The 18,568-nt window shown below is 68.5% G+C and carries 17 protein-coding genes; 11 read left to right on the top strand and 6 right to left on the bottom strand.

All coding sequences use genetic code 11. From position 1 onward, the window contains the following. Window positions 1-28: 28 nt before the first annotated feature. The 8 genes from ACIBG5_RS32845 (at window position 29) to ACIBG5_RS32810 (ending at window position 8,176) form a co-directional block, all read left to right on the top strand. Window positions 29-637, top strand: coding sequence for a TetR/AcrR family transcriptional regulator (locus tag ACIBG5_RS32845; protein ID WP_396395411.1), 609 nt, complete (start codon window positions 29-31; stop codon window positions 635-637). A gap of 6 nt (window positions 638-643) precedes the next feature. Then, on the top strand, window positions 644-1,543 hold the full coding sequence (locus tag ACIBG5_RS32840) for an alpha/beta fold hydrolase (protein WP_396395410.1): 900 nt from the start codon (window positions 644-646) through the stop codon (window positions 1,541-1,543). Continuing rightward, entirely contained in the window at window positions 1,543-2,643 is a 1,101-nt protein-coding gene (gene dapC, locus ACIBG5_RS32835; RefSeq protein WP_396395671.1) for a succinyldiaminopimelate transaminase, read from the top strand. Before ACIBG5_RS32840 ends, dapC begins: the two co-directional genes overlap by 1 nt. Before the next feature lie 69 nt (window positions 2,644-2,712). Continuing rightward, window positions 2,713-4,089, top strand: a complete 1,377-nt coding sequence (locus tag ACIBG5_RS32830) for a M15 family metallopeptidase (RefSeq protein ID WP_396395409.1) — start codon at window positions 2,713-2,715, stop codon at window positions 4,087-4,089. Between the two features lie 149 nt (window positions 4,090-4,238). Then, entirely contained in the window at window positions 4,239-4,886 is a 648-nt protein-coding gene (locus tag ACIBG5_RS32825; RefSeq protein ID WP_396395408.1) for a hypothetical protein, read from the top strand. A 61-nt stretch (window positions 4,887-4,947) separates the two neighbouring features. Continuing rightward, complete coding sequence (locus tag ACIBG5_RS32820; protein ID WP_396395407.1) at window positions 4,948-6,102, top strand: amino acid deaminase/aldolase; 1,155 nt, start codon at window positions 4,948-4,950, stop codon at window positions 6,100-6,102. Next, window positions 6,099-7,397: a D-arabinono-1,4-lactone oxidase gene (locus ACIBG5_RS32815; protein WP_396395406.1), complete on the top strand. Its 1,299-nt coding sequence runs from the start codon at window positions 6,099-6,101 to the stop codon at window positions 7,395-7,397. Before ACIBG5_RS32820 ends, ACIBG5_RS32815 begins: the two co-directional genes overlap by 4 nt. Window positions 7,398-7,453: 56 nt before the next feature. Next, complete coding sequence (locus tag ACIBG5_RS32810; protein ID WP_396395404.1) at window positions 7,454-8,176, top strand: PIG-L deacetylase family protein; 723 nt, start codon at window positions 7,454-7,456, stop codon at window positions 8,174-8,176. Here the strand turns inward: ACIBG5_RS32810 and ACIBG5_RS32805 are convergent. From ACIBG5_RS32805 to gndA, 5 genes are all read right to left on the bottom strand, one after another. Next, window positions 8,132-8,764, bottom strand: coding sequence for an endonuclease domain-containing protein (locus ACIBG5_RS32805; RefSeq protein ID WP_396395403.1), 633 nt, complete (start codon window positions 8,762-8,764; stop codon window positions 8,132-8,134). The genes ACIBG5_RS32810 and ACIBG5_RS32805 overlap by 45 nt on opposite strands. A 481-nt stretch (window positions 8,765-9,245) precedes the next feature. Beyond that, the gene (locus tag ACIBG5_RS32800) at window positions 9,246-9,656 is read right to left on the bottom strand and encodes a hypothetical protein (protein ID WP_396395402.1); all 411 of its coding nucleotides are present in this window, start codon (window positions 9,654-9,656) and stop codon (window positions 9,246-9,248) included. 75 nt (window positions 9,657-9,731) lie between these two features. Further along, a complete protein-coding gene (locus ACIBG5_RS32795) occupies window positions 9,732-10,268 on the bottom strand; it encodes a DUF6817 domain-containing protein (protein WP_396395401.1) in 537 nt (178 codons plus the stop codon). A 326-nt stretch (window positions 10,269-10,594) separates the two neighbouring features. Then, complete coding sequence (locus tag ACIBG5_RS32790; protein WP_396395400.1) at window positions 10,595-11,026, bottom strand: DUF6319 family protein; 432 nt, start codon at window positions 11,024-11,026, stop codon at window positions 10,595-10,597. 250 nt (window positions 11,027-11,276) lie between these two features. Further along, window positions 11,277-12,716: an NADP-dependent phosphogluconate dehydrogenase gene (gndA, locus tag ACIBG5_RS32785; protein ID WP_396395399.1), complete on the bottom strand. Its 1,440-nt coding sequence runs from the start codon at window positions 12,714-12,716 to the stop codon at window positions 11,277-11,279. A 179-nt stretch (window positions 12,717-12,895) separates the two neighbouring features. Here gndA and ACIBG5_RS32780 point away from each other — a divergent pair, with 179 nt between their 5' ends. The 3 genes from ACIBG5_RS32780 to ACIBG5_RS32770 are packed head-to-tail and all read left to right on the top strand — an operon-like array spanning window position 12,896 to window position 18,185. Further along, window positions 12,896-16,012, top strand: coding sequence for a DUF2961 domain-containing protein (locus tag ACIBG5_RS32780; RefSeq protein ID WP_396395398.1), 3,117 nt, complete (start codon window positions 12,896-12,898; stop codon window positions 16,010-16,012). After that, window positions 16,009-17,655 carry a family 43 glycosylhydrolase gene (locus ACIBG5_RS32775; RefSeq protein ID WP_396395397.1) on the top strand — a complete coding sequence of 549 codons (1,647 nt, stop codon included), beginning with the start codon at window positions 16,009-16,011 and terminating at the stop codon, window positions 17,653-17,655. The genes ACIBG5_RS32780 and ACIBG5_RS32775 overlap by 4 nt, the downstream gene beginning before the upstream one ends. Continuing rightward, a complete protein-coding gene (locus ACIBG5_RS32770) occupies window positions 17,652-18,185 on the top strand; it encodes an isochorismatase family protein (RefSeq protein WP_396395396.1) in 534 nt (177 codons plus the stop codon). The genes ACIBG5_RS32775 and ACIBG5_RS32770 overlap by 4 nt, the downstream gene beginning before the upstream one ends. Here ACIBG5_RS32770 and ACIBG5_RS32765 read toward each other — a convergent pair. After that, a complete protein-coding gene (locus ACIBG5_RS32765; RefSeq protein ID WP_396395395.1) occupies window positions 18,172-18,528 on the bottom strand; it encodes a hypothetical protein in 357 nt (118 codons plus the stop codon). The genes ACIBG5_RS32770 and ACIBG5_RS32765 overlap by 14 nt on opposite strands. Window positions 18,529-18,568 lie beyond the last annotated feature (40 nt).

Below are 18,568 nucleotides of genomic sequence, written 5' to 3'. Positions count from 1 at the left end.
AAGTGAACGGTCGTGCTTTTATCGTCGAGTGGGCAAGGGTGAGGAGACCCGCGCCGCGGTGCTGGACGAGGCTGCGCGTGTGGTCAGTGCAAGCGGCTTGAGCGGTCTGACGATCGGCCTGCTGGCCGATCGGATGCAGCTGTCCAAGAGCGGCCTGTTCGCCCACTTCCGGTCCAAGGAGCAGTTGCAGGTCGCGGTCGTCGAACGAGCAGTGGAGCTGTACGCCGAGCGCGTCGTCCGGCCGGCGCTCAAGGCTCCGCGCGGTGAGCCGCGGCTGCGGGCGTTGTTCGACCGCAAGCTCCGCTGGGACGACGGTGATCTCGCCCTGCCGGGCGGCTGCTTCTTCGCCAGCGTCTCCGCCGAGCTGGACGACGCACCGGCCGGCCCGGTCCGCGATCTGGTGGTCAGCGCCGAGCGCGATCATGCCGAGCTGATCGCGAACGTCTTCCGGACCGGCATCACCGAGGGACACTTCCGCGAGGATGCGGACCCCGAGCAGTACGCGTACGACATCAGAGGTGTGCTGCTGTCGTACCACCACGCCAGCCGGCTCCTGGCCGACCCCAAGGCCGAGGACCGAGCGCGCACCGCCTTCGAGGCGCTCCTCCGGGCCGCCCGATCCGACCGTGTGGAGTGACTTGTCGTGGCCAAGAAAAGCACGAACGTTCGGTTGCTGAATCTCGTCTTCGGGCTGTCCGAGCGCCTCGCACCACCGGTCGGCACGGCCTTGCTCAACCGGCTGTGGTTCCGCATCCCCGCCGTACCGGAGAAGGCGCGGCGGCCGCGGGGTGAGCTGCCCACACCAACGCCGTTCGAGGTTGGGACGCTGCGCGGACTGTCGTACGGCGAAGGTCCGGCGGTCTATCTCGTCCACGGTTGGGGTGGGTGGGGGTTGCAGTTGGCGGCGTACATCCAGCCGCTGGTCGACCAGGGCTTTCGAGTCGTCACGTACGACGCTCCGAGCCACGGCGATTCGGCTCCCGGGCCAGAAGGCAGCTCCGCGTCGACCCTCCTCGAGATCGCCGACGCGCTCACCGCGGTGGTTGCCGCGCAGGGACCGGCGTACGGCGTGATCGCGCACTCGGCCGGTGCGACGGCCACTGCTCTCGCGCTGCGGGACGGGCTGGACGTCGAGCGGCTCGTCTTCGTGGCGGCAGCGACCGACTTCGCCGTGACACTTGATCAAATGCAGGCGGTCCTCGGCTTCGGGCCGCGGATCCGGCGTGGGTTCGAGCGCAGGTTCGAGGCGCGCTTCGGTCCGATGAGCTCGTTCCGGACGGGCGCGATCGTCGCCGAGATCGCCGCCGGCCGGGCGCTGCCGCCGTTGCTCCTGATCCACGATCGCTCCGACGCGGAGACGTCGTACCAGGGCAGCGCCGACTTGGTCGGGGACTGGCCGGGCGCGCGGCTGGAGACCTCCGAGGGACTCGGGCACCGGCGGGTGCTGCGGGACCCGGACCTGGTGAAGCAGGCGGTCGGCTTTCTCGCGGAGCGGGCGCCCGGCGGCGGCGCGGGCTCTGGGCGAGAGATGATGTGGGAGTGATCTTCGAGACCTCCAGCCGGCTGCCAGACTTCCCATGGGACAAGCTCGCCCCCTACAAGCAGAAGGCGGCCGAGCATCCCGACGGCATCGTCGACCTGTCCATCGGCAGCCCGGTGGACCCGGTACCGGACCTGGTGAAGAAGGCGCTCGCGGACGCGGCCGACGCACCGTCGTACCCGACCACCATCGGTACGTCGGCCGCGCGGCAGGCTGCCGTGGACTGGATGGCACGGCGTCTCGATGTCACTGGAGTGGACCCGCAGACCGGCGTACTGCCCGTGATCGGCACCAAGGAGCTGATCATGCTGCTGCCGACGCTGCTCGGCATCGGCGCCGGTGACACCGTCCTCATCCCGGACCTCGCCTACCCGACGTACGAGGCCGGCGCTGCGCTCGCCCGTGCGACCAGCGTGCCGGTCAGCGATCCGACGACGTACGACGGGCCGGTGCGGGTTGCGTACTTGAACTCGCCGAGGAACCCGACCGGTGAGATCACCTCCGCGGACGACCTGCGCCGTGCCGTCGAGTGGGCGCGGGCGAACGACGTACTGCTGGTCAGCGACGAGTGCTACCTCGAGTTCGGCTGGGACGCGCGGCCGCTGTCCGTGCTGCACCCGGACGTGTGTGGTGGCAGCTTCGACAACCTGCTCGCGGTGCACTCGCTGTCCAAGCGGTCCAACCTGGCCGGGTACCGCGCTGGCTTCGTGGCCGGCGACGAGACGGTGGTGACCGAGCTACTTGCCGTACGCAAGCACGCCGGGCTGATGGTGCCGTCACCGATCCAGGCCGCGATGGCTGCTGCCTTCGCCGACGACGCGCATGTGGAGGAGCAGCGGGCTCGGTACCTGCGCCGCCGGTCCGTGCTGCGGGACGCGCTGACCGACGCGGGCTGGGCCATCACCCTGTCCAACGGTGGGCTGTACCTGTGGGCCGAGCACCCGTCGTACGACGCCTACGGCTCCGTCGGAGCGCTCGCGGACCGCGGCATTCTGGTCGCTCCAGGAGCCTTCTACGGTACGGCGGGGGAGCGGCACGTGCGGGTCGCCCTGACCGGCACGGACGAGCGAATCGACGCCGCAGTGAAGAGACTGCAGGACTAACAGAACTTTCACGTCTTGTGCGACGTCCTCTTCAGTGGGTAGATAAATCCCTGGGGAGGGGACGTGCACATGAGCATGTGGCGATCTGTCGGGGTGGCGGGGACTGCTGTGGTGCTGGTGCTGGGGTTGCTCCCGGCCGGAGCGCAGGCAGCCGACGAGCCGACGCCTGAGGTGACGGGAACGACTCCTGCGGTCACGCCGCCGGCTGAGACACCACCTCCACCACCGACCGCTGCGGTGGAGGAGCCGACGCCGACTCCCACTCCCGCGGTGGAGGAGCCGACGCCGACGCCGACTCCCACTCCCGCGGCGGTGCCGGAGTGGTCGATCACGCTGAACCAGCCGGTTGCCTCGTGGGAGGACCGGCCCGTCGTGTTCACCGGCGCGATCAGCAAGCCGATCACCGGTTCCTACATCACACTGTGGCAGCGCGTCTCGACCACGTGGGTCCTCCGTGGCGCGACCCGGACCACGACTGGCGGGGTCTACAAGTTCAGCTTCGTCTCGCCGTACCCCGGGACCTGGGCGTTCCGCACCATCATCGGAGCGAAGGACACGACGTCGCTGGCGATCTCGGCGGCCCGGACTGTGCCGATCCAGGACCGCAAGATCGTGGTCAACACCCCGGCCCCTTGGTACGCGACGCTGACCGGTGCGTCCGTCAGCGGGCGAACCTGGCCGCCCGAGCCGGGCAAGGAGCTCGCACTGCAGCAGTACGTCGGTGGCAGGTGGCTCGCACTGGGCATCACCACGATGGACAAGTGGGGCAAGTACCTCTTCCGCGTGCCGGACAACGTGCCGTCGACCCGGACCGTCCGGGTGCTGAGCCGGTGGGTCAGCCAGCCGGCGATGGAGTACTCCGCCTCGGTCAAGATCGTGGTCAAGGCGCACATGAACCCCAAGGTGTACGCCGTCTCGGCCGCGATGGTGCCGTACACGTACCGGGCCGGCTGTCCGGTCCGGCCGTCGTCGCTGCGGCTGCTGCAGCTGAACTACTGGGGTTTCGACCACACGGTGCACCGCGGTGAGCTGATCGTCCGGGATGCCGCCGTACAGAAGATGATCACAGCGTGGACGGCGACGTTCGCGGCCAAGTTCCCGATCCGGCAGATGCGGCGGGTGGACCGGTTCGGCGGCAGCGACATCAGGTCGATGGAGGCCGACAACACCTCGGCGTTCAACTGCCGCCGCGTCACCGGCAACCCGTATGCGTTGTCGCCGCACTCCTATGGCTGGGCGATCGACATCAACACCGTCGAGAACCCCTATCTGGCGGCGAACAACGTCTGGTACCCGTCGAACGGGAGCGCGTACCGGAACCGGTCGGTGTCGCGGCCGGGCATGCTCTTCGCCAGCAACACTCCTACCAAGGCGCTGATCGGGCAGGGGTACTTCTGGGGTGCGCGCTGGAGCAAGCCCGACTACCAGCACTTCGAGCCGAAGTGAGAGCACTCACTGGTGCTGCGGTGCTCGCTGGTGCTGCGGTGCTTGCTGTGGTGCTGGTGGGCTGCAGTGCTGACCCGCCGCAGCCTCAGGCTGCTGGGACGCCCCAGCCCACCAGCACGCCTATCCCGACGCCAGGTGGCACCGTGCCGGTGCCTACGAACACCCTGAGCACGGTCAAGCCGACGGATGCCGCCGTACCGCCGGAGCTGCCGGAGGAGGCGACCGCACCGCCGCCCGCCTCGGCTGGTCCGCTCAGTGCTCGCAACCTCCCGGCGCCCGCCAAGCTCGGGGCTGGTTGGAAGACATACGTCGACGCGGGTGGTGCTGAGGCGGGGTTCCTGGGCAACAAGACCTGGACCCGGCAGCGCGAGCCACACCAGGCGGCGTTCGAGGCGCTCCCGGTTGGCTGTGCTGGTCAGCTGCCGTCCGGGTCGCTTCCGGTGCCGCAATACGCGCTCCAAGCGACGTACCGCACCGCCGCTGGCCTCCCTGCAACGGCGCTGCTCCTTCGCTTCACCGGTGCTGAGGAGGCTGCCGCCTACTACCAGGGCTACCACTCCCGCATGACCGCGTGCGGCACCGGCGGCGACCTCTCCGTCACCCAGCTCTGGACCGAGGACGCCGCCACAGCAGCCACCCGCCAGTACGCCGGAGCCGAGTCCTACACCGACATCGCAGTAGTCCAAGGCCGCACAGTCGCCCTCCTGGCCGCCACCGCCACCACCCCACCCCCCACCCAATCGACCTGGTCCCACACAGCCACCCCCGCCCTCCAATCCACAATCGACACGCCCTGACCCACCCACCGTTCGCAGAAGTTGTATTACCTTTCAGTATTTGTTGTCTTACACTCGCGGTATGGGTGACTTCGACCGGTACGCCCGCCTGACCGCGGGTCTCGACGCGCCGTTCGCGGTGGTCGACCTCGCCGCGTTCCGCCGGAACGCGGACGACCTGGTCCGCCGCGCCGCGGGTATACCGATCCGGATCGCATCCAAGTCGGTCCGCTGCCGCGCGCTGATCTCCGCCGCGCTCGAGCGCCCCGGCTTCCACGGCGTGATGAGCTACGCCCTCCCGGAAGCGCTCTGGCTGGCGCACAACGGCATGGACGACATCCTGATCGGCTACCCGACCGTGCATCGCACAGCTCTGCGCGCCCTGTCCGAAGACCCCGAGGCCGCCGCCCGGATCACGCTGATGATCGACTCACCCGAGCACCTCGCCTTCATCAAGTCCGTCGTGACCGGCAACGCCCGCATGCAGGTCTGCCTCGACGTCGACGCCTCCTTGCGGATGTTCGGCCAGCACCTCGGCGTCCGCCGTTCGCCCCTCCGCACGCCCGTCGACGTCGCCACCCTCGCCCGCGCGGTCGCCGCGGACGACACCTTCGAACTGACCGGCGTCATGTTCTACGAGGCGCAGATCGCCGGCCTCCCCGACACCTCCCCGGCCGTCCGCTGGGTCAAGCGCCGCTCGGCCGCCGAGCTCGCCGACCGCCGCGGCGCCGTCGTCGACGCCGTCAAGCAGATCGCTCCGCTGCGCCTGGTCAACAGTGGCGGCACCGGCAGCGTCGAGATCAGCAGCGCCGATCCCGTCGTCACCGAGGTCACCGCCGGTTCAGGCCTCTACGGCCCGACGCTCTTCGACAAGTACGACGTCTTCAAGCCCGAGCACGCGGTCGCCTACGCCCTGGACGTCGTACGTCGTCCTGCCCCGCGATTCGCCACGCTCTTCGGCGGCGGGTACGTCGCGTCCGGGCCGGCCAAGAAGTCGAGGCTGCCATCGCCGACCTGGCCGGCCGGGCTGAAGCTGCTGGGCACAGAAGGTGCCGGAGAAGTGCAGACTCCGGTCCTTGGCAGGTCCGCCGAAGGGTTGCATCTTGGAGACCGGGTCTGGATGCGCTATGCGAAGGCGGGCGAAATGCTGGAGCGGTTCGAGGTCGTTCACGCGATCGACGGCGACGAGTTGAGTGAGCTCGTCACGTACCGGGGCGAGGGGAAGAACTTCGGATGAGCACCTGGCGGAACTGGGCCGGCACCGAGTCGGCCACCGGTGTGGAGATCCTTCGGCCGTCCTCCACCGACGAGCTCGCCGCGATGGTGAAGGCTGCCGCCGAGCAGGGCAAGAAGCTCAAGGCCGTCGGCGCGGGCCACTCGTTCACGGGCTGCTCCGTGCCCGAGCAGGTGATGGTCCGGATGGACAGGCTGTCCTCGATCGTCAACGCAGACAAGGAATCCGGGCGCGTGACCGTCGGTGCCGGCACCGGCCTGCGCAAGCTGAACGCCGGCCTCGCCGCCTTCGACCTCGCGATGGCGAACCTCGGTGACATCGACAAGCAGACCATCTCCGGCGCCATCTCCACCGGCACCCACGGCACCGGCGCGCGCCTCGGCGGCCTCGCCACCCAGGTCGTCGCGCTCGACCTGGTCACCGCGGACGGGTCGGTGCTGCACTGTTCGGCCGACGAGAACCCGGACGTCTTCGCCGCGGCCCGCGTCTCCGTCGGCGCGCTCGGGGTGATCAGCTCGCTCACGCTGCAGACCGTTCCGGCGTTCCTGCTGCGAGCCCAGGAGATGCCGCTGCCGCTCACGGAGGTTCTCGACGGGTTCGATGAGCTTGCCGATGGCAACGATCACTTCGAGTTCTACTGGTTCCCGCACACCGACCTCGCGTTGACCAAGCGGAACAACCGGGTCGCCGCCGGCGTCGGAGCGTCCCCGGTCGGCCGGGTCCGCGGCTGGATCGACGACGAACTCCTGTCCAACAAGGTCTTCGAATTCACCAACCGCGTCGCGGTCAGGCAACCCGGCCTGGTTCCCCGGATCAACCGGATCGCGTCCCGCGCGTTGTCGGCCCGCGAGTACGTCGACGCGTCGTACACAGTGTTCTGTTCCGAGCGCAACGTGATCTTCCGCGAGTCGGAGTACGCCGTACCTCGGGAGAACGTGGTCGACGTGATCCGCCGGCTTCGCGAGTGGATCGATGCCTCGGGTGCGCGCATCCCGTTCCCGATCGAGGTCCGCGTCGCCGCAGCGGACGACATCTGGCTGTCGACCGCCCAGGGCCGCGACACGGCGTACGTCGCCATTCACCAATACCACCGCCTCGCACACACCGCCTACTTCGACGCGTTCGAGCGGATCGTCTCCGACTACAACGCCCGCCCGCACTGGGGCAAGCTCCACACCCTCACCGCTGCGGATCTCCGCACGCGCTACCCGCACTTCGAGGACTACCTCGCCGTCCGCGCTCGTCTGGACCCGACCCACACCTTCACCAATCCGTACACCCGCCAGATCTTCGGCTGACCGGCTCGCGCGCCGGGATGGTGTTCGAGGTGACGCGGCGCGGGTAGCCTGCGGGCATGACTGACGTGGAGGGGCTGCAGCCGGTCGACGAGGACTGGCACAAGGCGTTGGCAGTGATCGCTCACCCGGACGACATGGAGTTCGGGTCGGCGGCTGCTGTGGCGCGATGGACGGCGCAGGGGAAGGAGGTCGTGTACTGCCTCCTGACGTCCGGGGAAGCGGGCATCGACGGAGTCCCGCCGGAGAAGTCGGGGCCGCTGCGCGAGGCCGAACAAATCGAGTCGTCGCGGATCGTCGGGGTCTCGGAGGTCGAGTTCCTCGGCCAGCCGGACGGGACGATCGAGTACGGCGTCCCGCTCCGCCGCGTGATCGCAGAGGTGATCCGGCGGCATCAGCCGGAGATCGTGATCACGAACAACTTCCACGACACGTGGGGCGGCGACGGCAACCTCAATCAGGCCGATCACATCAACACCGGTCGCGCCACGATCGACGCAGTCCGCGACGCCGCCAACCGCTGGATCTTTCCCGACGTGGGTGAGCGCTGGGGCGGCGTACGGCAGGTCTGGGTCGCGGGCTCACCCAACGCCAAGCACGCCGTCGACACTACCGACACGTTCGACATCGGCGTCCAGTCGCTGAACGCGCACAGGGTCTACATCGACGGCCTGAACTGGCCGCACTTCGACCCGACCGAATTCCTCGAAGGCGTCTCCCGCCCCGCCGGCACCCTCCTAGGCACCCGCTACGCCACCCGCTTCGAAGTCATCACACCCTGACGTCTCCACCGAGTCGTGGATTCGGGTGCGCATCGGTCCACGATTTCCTCCGATATCCACGACTCGATGTCCACGTGCACGGAGGTCTTGGGAAATGCGAGCCACGACGGTGCCGGGGGCGTGGAGGAGGTCGTGGGCTGTGATGACGCGCACCGGCCAGCCCTCGCGTTCGAGATTCTCCCGGCGGCGGATGTCGCGCCGCCATTGCCCGATGTCCTGCGCATGATGGCGGCCGTCGTACTCGATCGCGATCTTGAGCTCCGGGTAACAGAGGTCGGGCTGGGCCAACCAGCCTCCGTCGGAGTCGAGGACGACCCGCCCGACCTCGGGCTCAGGCAGCCCGTCGAGCACGAGCAACAGCCGGAGCCGAGACTCCATCGGTGAGTCGACGCCCGGCCGAACCAGAGTCGCAGCCCGCCGCGCCAATCGGATGCCGCGAAGGCCGACCGCCGCGGTCGCCGACTCGATCAGGCGTGCGGGGTCGACATCCGTACGGCGTACCAGTGCATCGCCGGCCGCGACGAGCTCGGTCAGGTCGCAGTACGACGCGACGTCGAGGAACGTGCGCTCCGGTGGTGTCACTGGCACACCGAGCGCGGGCACTCCCTCCAGATTGCGGACCTCATGAACCCGAAGGCCGCGAACTCGTGGCACCACCCGATGGGGATCGCGCCGGACACTCAGATGCAGTTCGCCCGAGGTCGGTCCCGTCCCACACCACAGCCCCAGCGCTGTGTGATGACTGATCACCCCACCGGGCGCGAGTAGCAGAGCCGCCGCGGCACGCACACGTGGCGTCAGGAGAACCTCGGCCGGCGCATAGACCGATCCCACGACCCTACGAAAGCGGCTGCTGCGCAGTATCCCGGGCGACATTCCCGCCCTCCGCGCCTGCGCCGCCGTGAAAATCTCTCCGAGCATCCCTCCACTCTCTCCGACCCCGCGCCCCGCCCGCGCCGCCTATCCACAGGCGGTCGCGCGGTGGCGGTCGTCGGCACGCCGAGTCGTGGAATTGTGTGCGCGGAGTCCCCGATCAGGGACCCGGATCCACGACTCGAGCGCCCGGGTGTCAGCTCTTGGGGAGGTCGAGGTGGATGGAGAGGTGCGGGGGGTTGGGCTTGGGGTGGCGGGGTTCGCGGTCGCCGCTGGGGTCTGGGCCGGGTGGGTTGCCGGGGCCGGACCAGGAGCGCACGAGGGTGCGGCCTTTGCGGGAGAGGCGGTGAAGGTCGATCTGCTCGACCTGGTGTGCCGGGATGCCCAGCTGAGCCAGGCTGCGGTTGGCCATCGCGCAGGCAGAGTCGTGCTTGCGCGTCGAGAGCTTGTGCTGGAGGACGATCGCGATCGTCCCGTCGGGCAGGTCCTCGACCCGGCATAGGCGCATGCCGGCGTCCAGTGCGTACGACTTGAACGCGAGGTCGATGTAGTCGGCGTTGGACAGTCGATTGGTCTTTGCGCGAGCAACCACTTCATACCTGGCCATGTACCGATCATGCGTCGGCGCGCAGGCGTTTTCCAGGTACTCCGGCCGCCGGCAACGGCAAGGTGGCCCGGTTGGTCAGACCTGGACGACCCGGTTGGCCTCGGTGAGGACAGCGGGGGAGGCCAGCGACTGCCATCGCGGGAGTTGTTCCTGGAGGAACTGGTGGAGTTTCGGGGCCAGGTCCGGAGCGTGGTCGAGGACGTCGAGTTCGTTGACGATGGTCAGATCGACGAAGTCCCGGAGATCCGCGGTGGAGAGCTCCTCCGACGTACCAGTGAAGCGGTCGGTGACGGTGCGGTGCTCGGCCAGGTCGCGCCAGGTGGTTTCGCGGTCGCACGCGCCGTAGCGGTACACGATCTGCTCGGCTTCGGGGCCGATGACGGCCTCCAGGACCGGGCGTTCGTTCTGCCAGTCGAACAGGTGGGTGGGGAAACCGTCGGTCCCGTAGGCGGCGTGGGCGAGGCCGGCCAGAACGAGCGTGTCGGAGGCGCCGAGGGTGGTGAGGCGCTTGGCGACGCGGTGGAGGTGGACGTACAGGCTCCCGCCAGCGTGCTCGAGCTGGTCCGCGCCGCGGACCAGCAGCAGCGATCCCATGTCCTGAAAAGCGCTCATCTGACCCCTTCACTTCGGGAGCGGCCAGGGCCCAGGAGGATCGGCCCAGGGAATTACGGTAAGGCCTCGATCACGACCGCGCCCAGAGGTGCGGCGCGCCGGGTTCGTCACATTTTGTTGCGGGGTCTGCGAGCTGGTGCCGCTACCGCGGCCGCCGCGATGTCTGCGGGTAGCTGCCGTTTGGTACTTCCCACCCTTGTGTGGGGAGGCGCCTACATGTCCGTTGCCGGACGGGTGGAAAGCACCAAACGTCAGCAGTTGTCGTTCAAGCGGTTGTTCTCGGCTGGGATCCGGCGGTGGTCGCCGCCGCAGTCAGCCGACGGGGGTCAGTCCGCGAGGTCGGCGAGGGCTTTGCGGGCGGCTTCCAGTTCGGCTTCGAGGGCGGCGACCTTGGCGGCCTGCTGTTCGCGCGCGGCCTCGATGACCTCGTCGATCGGGGTCGAGAGGTCCTCGTGCAGTTCCTTGGCGGCGCGGGAGACCGCGGCGGCCGCGACGGCGAGGTTGCGGGCCAGGTAGGTGCTGCCCTGCTTGAGCTCGGCGTGCCACTCGCCGTCGGCCGTACCGGTGACGGTCAGCGTCAGCTCGAGGGTCTTCGTCTTCTTGCTCGCGGTCTTCTTCGCCGGAGCCTTCTTCGGCTTGTCCGCTGCAGGCGCGTCGGGCGCCGGAGCGTTGTCCGGGGTGGCGTCCGTCGGGGTGAGGGTGTCGGGAGTGTCGGCGACGTCCGACGGCGCTTCTACTGCCAGAGTGTCTACAGTCATCGTTGCGGCGATCTCCTTGTGAACATCGCCCGCCGTGAGCGGGCTGGCGCTGGGCGTCTATTAGAACATACGTTCGAGCCGCAAGCCAATCCGCGAAGAAAGTACAAGTACAAGGGAAAGAACCCGCCCCCTAGCTTCGCTCGGGGGCGGGGAGAACCGAGGCGGCCAGCCGCCGTACGGGCGCTGGCCGCCGAGCTCAGGACCGCGCCCCGACGGGTCGCCGGACCGCGTGGGCGGTCGGCGTGATGGGTCAGGACTGGGTTTCGGAGCGGTTGCCGGACCATTCGAGGTGGTAGGTGCCTTCTCGGTCTACTCGTTTGTAGGTGTGGGCTCCGAAGAGGTCGCGGAGGCCCTGGATCAGTGCTGCCGGCAACCGTTCTGCGCGGAGGCCGTCGTAGTAGGACAGGGCCGCGGAGAAGCCGGGTGCGGGTACGCCGACCTGGGCCGCCGTCGCCACGACCCGGCGCCAGGACTCCTGTCCGTTGGCGACGGCTTCCTTGAAGTAGTCGTCCACCAACAGTGAGGGCAGCGCAGGGTTCCGGTCGTACGCCTCCTTGATGCGGTCCAGGAAGCGCGCCCGGATGATGCAGCCGCCGCGCCAGATCGTCGCCATCGCACCGAGGTCGATGTCCCAGTCGTACTGCTCGCTGGCGGCCCGGATCGCGTCGAACCCCTGGGCGTAGGCCACGAGCTTCGACGAGTACAGCGCATGCCGTACGTCGTCGATGAACGCATCCCGATCGACATCGGCCTTCTCCGAAGCCGGCCCCGGCAGTACGCCGGCCGCCGCGGACCGCCGTACGACGTCACCGGACAGCGACCGCGCGAACACGGCCTCGGCCATGCCGCTCACCGGGATGCCCAGGTCGAGCGCGGACTGCACGGTCCACCGGCCGGTGCCCTTCTGCTCGGCCTGGTCCAGGACGACGTCCACGAACGCACCGCCGGTGGTCGGGTCGGTCTGGCTGAGTACGTCGGCGGTGATCTCGATCAGGAACGACTCGAGGTCACCGGTGTTCCAGTCCCGGAACACGTCGGCCAGTTCCGTCGGTGACAGTCCGAGGACGTGCCGGAGCAGGTCGTACGCCTCCGCGATCAGCTGCATGTCGGCGTACTCGATGCCGTTGTGCAGCATCTTCACGAAGTGGCCGGCACCGTCCGGGCCGACGTGTACGCAGCAGGGCTGGTCGCCGACCTGGGCCGCGATCTTGGTCAGCATCGGCTCGAGTGCGGCGTACGACTCGACCGAGCCGCCCGGCATGATGCTCGGGCCGTTCAGTGCGCCCTCTTCGCCGCCGGACACGCCGCTGCCGACGAAGTGCAGCCCCTGGGCCTGCAGGGCGTCCTGCCGGCGACGGGTGTCGAGGAAGTGCGCGTTGCCGGCGTCGACGACGATGTCGCCCTCCTCCAGCAGCGGGACGAGCTCGTCGATGACCGCGTCGGTGGCCGGACCGGCCTGGACCATGATGATGATCTTGCGCGGCCGCTCCAGCGACGCGACCAGCGCGGGCAGGTCGTCCGCGGGCACGAACTCGCCCTCGTGACCGAACTCCTGGATCAGGGCGTCGGTGCGGCCCTTCGACCGGTTGTGGACGGCGACGCGGAACCCGTTGCGCGCGAGGTTCCGGGCCAGGTTGCGGCCCATCACGGCGAGGCCGGTGACGGCGATCTGGGCTGGAGCTGAACTCATCGAATCTCCCGCAGGTCAAGGTGTGTGCGGACCCAGTCTGGCGCGCCCGGCAAGCCTGTTCGTCGGCGGGCCCGATCGGTGGACGGGGCAATTCGACGTGGCCGAGCCCTTCTCAACCGCCGTGCATCGATGGTAAATATCTGAGAAATCGATTTCCGACACCGCCGGAAGGCCGCCCAATGTTCCGTCGTGTTGCCGCGCTCGCTGTCAGCGCCTTGCTCGCTCTCTCCGCCGTGAACGCCTCGACGGCATCAGGTACGACGTACGCCGGGAACGACAACGGACCGGTCGGATGGCAGGTGTATCGCGACCTGGACCGGCTCCCCGAACTGCAGACCGGTGTCCGGACCAAACAGTTCTCCAGCTTCGGCCGGGACGGTACGAACAACGACGGGTTCGACGGCAGGTACTCCTGTCTGCGCACCACCGCCGACGGCTGCGTGATCGCCGAGGACAGCGGTCCCGGTGAGGTCGCGTCGATCTGGTTCACCCGTGATGAGGGCAATGTCAGCAAGACCGGAACGATCACCGTCGAGCTCGACGGCAAGCAGGTGCTGCACGCGTCCCTGCAGGACGTGGTCGACGGCAAGCTCGGCGCGCCGTTCACGTTCCCGCTGGTCGCGAACGGGGTCGAGACCAGCGGTGGCGTCTACATCCGGGTGCCGATGCCGTACCGCTCCTCGATGCGGATCACCACCCAGACCAACCCGTTCTTCTACCACGTCGACTACCGCCAGTTCCCCGACGCGAACGGCGTCAGCACGTTCGACCCGAGCGACAAGGCCGAGGATGTCGTCGCCCTGCTGAAGGCGGCCGGCACGAAGGACCCGAAGCCGGCCCAGCCGAACAGCAAGACCACCGCGACCCCGGTGAAGCTTGCCCCCGGCAAACGAATCACGCTGGCCGACGTCCAGGATCCGGGCGAGGTCAGCGCGCTCCGGCTCAAGCTGCCCGAGATCGAAGGGCTGGACCTGCAGTCCTTCGCGGACGACGGGCGCGCGTTCGTCGGCGGCAGCAAGTTCACGATGAAGCTCGACCCTGCGAACACCGGCGTGAAGCTGATCCGCCGGATGGATCTGCGGATCGGCAACCAGCGCGCGAAGTGGGCGGATCAGACCGTCGACCTCCCGGCCGAACTTACTGCCGGTAAGTCCGAGATCACCATCACCAACCAGTTCGTCTCGTCCGACCTCGACTTCAACGAGTTCACCTACTGGGCCGACTCGATCGTCGGCGGTACGGCGAAGCGCACGGACACCCTCGACGTCGGTCCGGACCACGTCGCGGACGAGCAGGCGCACGGCTACGAGATCACCCAGCAGAACTGGAGCGGCTCGCACGCGATGGCGTACGCCGCCACCGAGGAGGACGCGGCCCGGGTGAAGCCGTCGGACTCGCTCCTGGCCGGCGTCCGCGTCCAGGTGACGATCGACGGCGAGAAGCGGGTCGACGCCCCGATCGGTGAGTTCTTCGGCTCGGGTCTCGGCGAGAACCCGGTCCGCTCGCTGTTCTTCGGGATGGACCCCGAGGGCTGGTACTCGTCCTGGTGGCCGATGCCGTACGCCGCCCGCGCCACGGTCAGCCTGGTCAACACCTCGGCGTACCCGCTGAACGGTCAGGCCGAAGTTACTTCGAGTAAGGACGCTCGTAAGGCGGTCGACCTGGCGACGGGCAAGGCCGGCTACTTCAGCGCGATCTCGCAGCGCGGCGAGACCACGCAGGGCAGTGACTGGAACTTCGCCGACGTCACCGGTCGCGGCAAGTTCGTCGGCGTCTCCCAGACCATGGAGGGATTACTTGCCGACGGCAACACCCGCGGCTATCTCGAGGGCGACGAGCGGGTGTACGTCGACGGCGAGCGCACCCCGGCGATTCACGGCACCGGAACCGAGGACTACTACGAGTCAGGCTGGTACTTCAACGCCGGCACGTACTCGACGCCGTTCCACGGCAACTCCGCCCACGAGGTGCGGGCCGGCTTCTGCGCCAACGAGTGCGACGGCGCCTGGCGGCTGCACATCACCGACTCCGTCGACTTTCAGAACCAGCTCGACTTCGGCATCGAGCACGGCCAGCAGGACGACCACCCGGCGATCTACGGCTCGACCGCATTCCTCTACACCGCCGCGAAGTTCGGCGCCCGCGAGACCGACCGCATCGACACCGGCTCCGCGACCAGCCGCGAGCAGCACGGGTACGCCGACACCAACCCCCAGACGTACGACGTCAGCTCGGTGTACGAAGGCGATCACGACGACACAATCCTGACCGACCAGGTCCGGGCCACCACCCAGCCCATCCGCTTCAGCGTCAAGACCGACCCGGTCAACCGGGGCGTGACGCTGCGCCGAACGAGCGACCAGAACGTCGCCGCCCAGTCAGCCCAGGTGTTCGTCGACGGCAAGGACGCCGGCACCTGGCTGCAGCCGCTCGGCAACGATCACCAGCGCTGGCTGGACGACAACTTCCAGTTGCCTGCGGCCCTCACCTTCGGCCGGACCAAGCTCGACATCGAGCTGAAGCCCGCCGGCCCAAGCTGGACCGCAGCGTCGTACGTCGTCCAATCGCTGGTCCTTCCGTACGACGACAAGACCGGTCCGGCGCAACCGACGGGACTCACAGCCACCGGCCGGGCCGACAACGCGATCAGCCTGACCTGGTCGGACGCGAGTGACGACAGCGGAATCGCGCACTACAACATCTACGGTGCGAAGGCGGGAGGTGCCGAGAAGCTGATCGGCACCAGTCCGCTGCCAGGGTTCGTGCACCGCAATCTCGGGCTGAACGAGACCTGGTCCTACCGGGTCGCCGCGGTCGACCTCGCCGGTCATCAGAGCGGCAAGTCCGCCGCCGCACAGGGATCCACAGGCAACACGATGCGACTCGAGGCGGAGGCGATGTTGCCGCCGGTGTCGTCAACGGTGCCGGTCGACCCGCAGGGCAACTGCTGCGGCGTGAGCTGGTCGGGCGGATCGCAGGCATGGATCCACGCCACCAAGGCCGGCGACAAGATCGTGCTGGGCTTCAGCGTCCCCACGACCGGCTCGTTCAACCTCTCGACGGTGCTGACCAAGGCGGGCGACTACGGCATCGCCGACGTACAGGTCGACGGCGGCACAGCTGTGAGTTTCGACGGCTACGCCCCCTCCGGAGTCAGCACGCAGCAGCTCGACCTCGGAGCGGCGCAACTTACTGCCGGTAACCACCAACTCGTCATCACCTTGACCGGCAAAAACCCAGCCGCCACCGGGTTCCTCGTCGGAGTCGACCTGCTCGACCTGGAGCTCAACTCATGATGCGCAAACTCATCGCCGCACTGGTCGGCCTCTCTGTCCTCACTGTGCCGTTGCCCTCCGCCGCATCGCCCGAGCGCGTGCGCATCACGCCGTACGAGAAGGTCGACGAGGTCGTAGCCGCCGGCGAATTCGCCAAGGTCTACGACCCGAGCGTGGGCGAGGCCGAGCCGTGGTACTACAACGACCACACCCTGGTGCAGGACCGCGCGACCGGCACGTGGCATGTGTACGCGATCACGCACGCAGAGCCGGCCAACCCGCTCGACGAGAAGAGCTTCGGCCACGCAACAGCGCCGACCCCGAACGGTCCGTGGACGAAGCAACCGCCGGCACTGATCGCCGACCCGGCTGCGGGAGAGAGCCACATCTGGGCGCCGTACGTCATGTACCACGAGGGCACCTACTACATGTTCTATGCCGCCGGTACGCCGGACCACACGGCGTACCGGATGCATCTGGCGACGTCGACCGATCTCGTGCACTGGACCCGCGATGCGGCCAACCCGCTGTTCACCGATGGCTTCGATGGACGTGACCCGATGGTGCGCAAGGTCGGCGACCAGTGGGTGATGTACTACACCGCCAACTCGACGCCGGCCGGCGGGAACCACATCGTTGCCTACCGCACCAGTACCGACCTCAAGCACTGGAGCGACCGCCAGACAGCGTTCCAGCACCCGTCGACCGGGACGTTCGGTGGCCCGACCGAGTCGCCGTTCGTCGTCCAGCGCGGAACGGATTGGTACCTGTTCGTCTGCTGTGACGGTGGCTACGAGTCGACAAAGGTCTACAAGAGCGAGGATCCGCTGCACTTCACCGTCGATCAGCTCGCCGGCACGATCCCGGCGCACGCGGCCGAGGTCGTGCAGGACGGCCAGGACTGGTACGTCACCGGAGCAGGCTGGGGGAAGGGCGGCCTGTTCATCGCGCCGCTCGACTTCGCCGAGCTGCAGGTGACAAAGGGCCGCGTGGTGACCACCAACCACTACCGGGCGACCATCGAGACCAGCCCGCGAGCAGCACTCACTGGTCTGGACGTCGACCCAACCGGGCGCCGTAACTACCGTCCAGCGCTGGACTCGACCGGCCGCTCAACAGCGCCCTATCTGGCGGTCGGGAACTTCGGCGCCACCGACCTCAGCGGCCCGGCTGCCCACGTGGATGCACGCCGCACGTCGTTGACGCTACGCGGCATCCCCTTCGGGGATGAGCCGGTCGCCGCGGACTGGACGTTCGACTTCGGCCCGACCACGTTCGACACCCGGCTCGCCTGGACGGTCAAGGCACCAACGAACGCACCCGTCTGGGAGGTCGCGCTGAACGTCGACTCCGCATTGCCCGACCAAGGCGACCCCGGCGGCTTCGGCCGCGACGGCGACGTCGCAGGACTGCCTCGATGGTCGATGGCGACAGGTCCCGGCCTCAGCGTGGTGACGGCGTATCGGCCGGGCTCGGCCTGGTCCGAGGACAACCACTGGTACGACCCGTCGAACGGCGCGGTCGCCTGGCAACCGCTCTGGCAACCGGGCGGACGCGCGCTCCCACCAGGGAAGTACGACGGCGGCTGCTGGCGTCTCGGTTTCTCCGGCACCGAGCGGGACGTGGCCTTCGCGGATTCCCTGGCCGCTAGTGTCGGTACGTGACCACGCTCAGCCTTTATCCCCGCAGTACTGCCCTCGTCCTGATCGATCTGATGCCGCGGATCATCGCGCTCGACACAGCACCGCTGGCCGGACCGATGGTGCTCGAGCGATGCGTGGCGCTGGCGAAGGCGACGCGGTCGGTGGGCGGGCTGGTGGTCAACGTCCGGGTCGAGCGGCCGGGGCTGGACGCACAGCCGGACGGGAGTGGGCTCGCACCAGATCTCGACCCGCAGCCGGGTGACCTCGAGATCGTGAAGCGAACGATCGGAGCGTTCGGCCGGACGAGTCTGGACGACGAACTGCGATCGCGCGGGATCGAGACCGTGGCGCTGGCCGGGATCGCGACCAACTTCGGCGTCGAGTCCACCGGCCGGGCCGCGGACGATCTCGGCTACAACACCGTGTACCTCACCGACGCGATGACCGGCCTCGACCAGCAGGCCCACGACTTCGCGGTGTCCTATGTCTTCCCGCGCCTGGGCACTGTCTGTACCGGCACCGAGTACGTCGCAGCCCTCAGCCCCGCCTAGTGCCTGGATCGAGATAGTGCAGGCGGCGCCAGATCGCCTCGGAGACCTCGGGGAGCAGGTCGTTCGCGTGCTGGTTGAGCTGCCAGTGCATGTTCGAGGCGCGGTCGACGGCCACGGCGCATTCGGCCAGCCAGCGTTCGGCGCTCTGCTCGGCGGCTCGCGGCAGGGCGCCGTACATCGCGGCGAGGCCCAGGATCACGCTGTCGCCGAGGACCCGGTTGGTCAGATCGTGGCCGGTCATGGCGTGGTACTGCGCGATGAACGGCGCGAGCACGGCCAGTGCCCGCGTGCGCGGATGACGGGACAGCCAGAACTGCCGCACCCGGTCCAGCAACTGGTTCACCGCGAGACCTCCTCACCGCGACGCTACCCGCTCCAATGTT

Origin of the sequence: Kribbella sp. NPDC050241, from assembly GCF_044459685.1 — a bacterium.
GTDB lineage: Bacteria > Actinomycetota > Actinomycetes > Propionibacteriales > Kribbellaceae > Kribbella.
The sequence above is the reverse complement of the archived record's forward strand: the minus strand, read 5'-3'. Positions and strand labels throughout refer to the sequence as shown.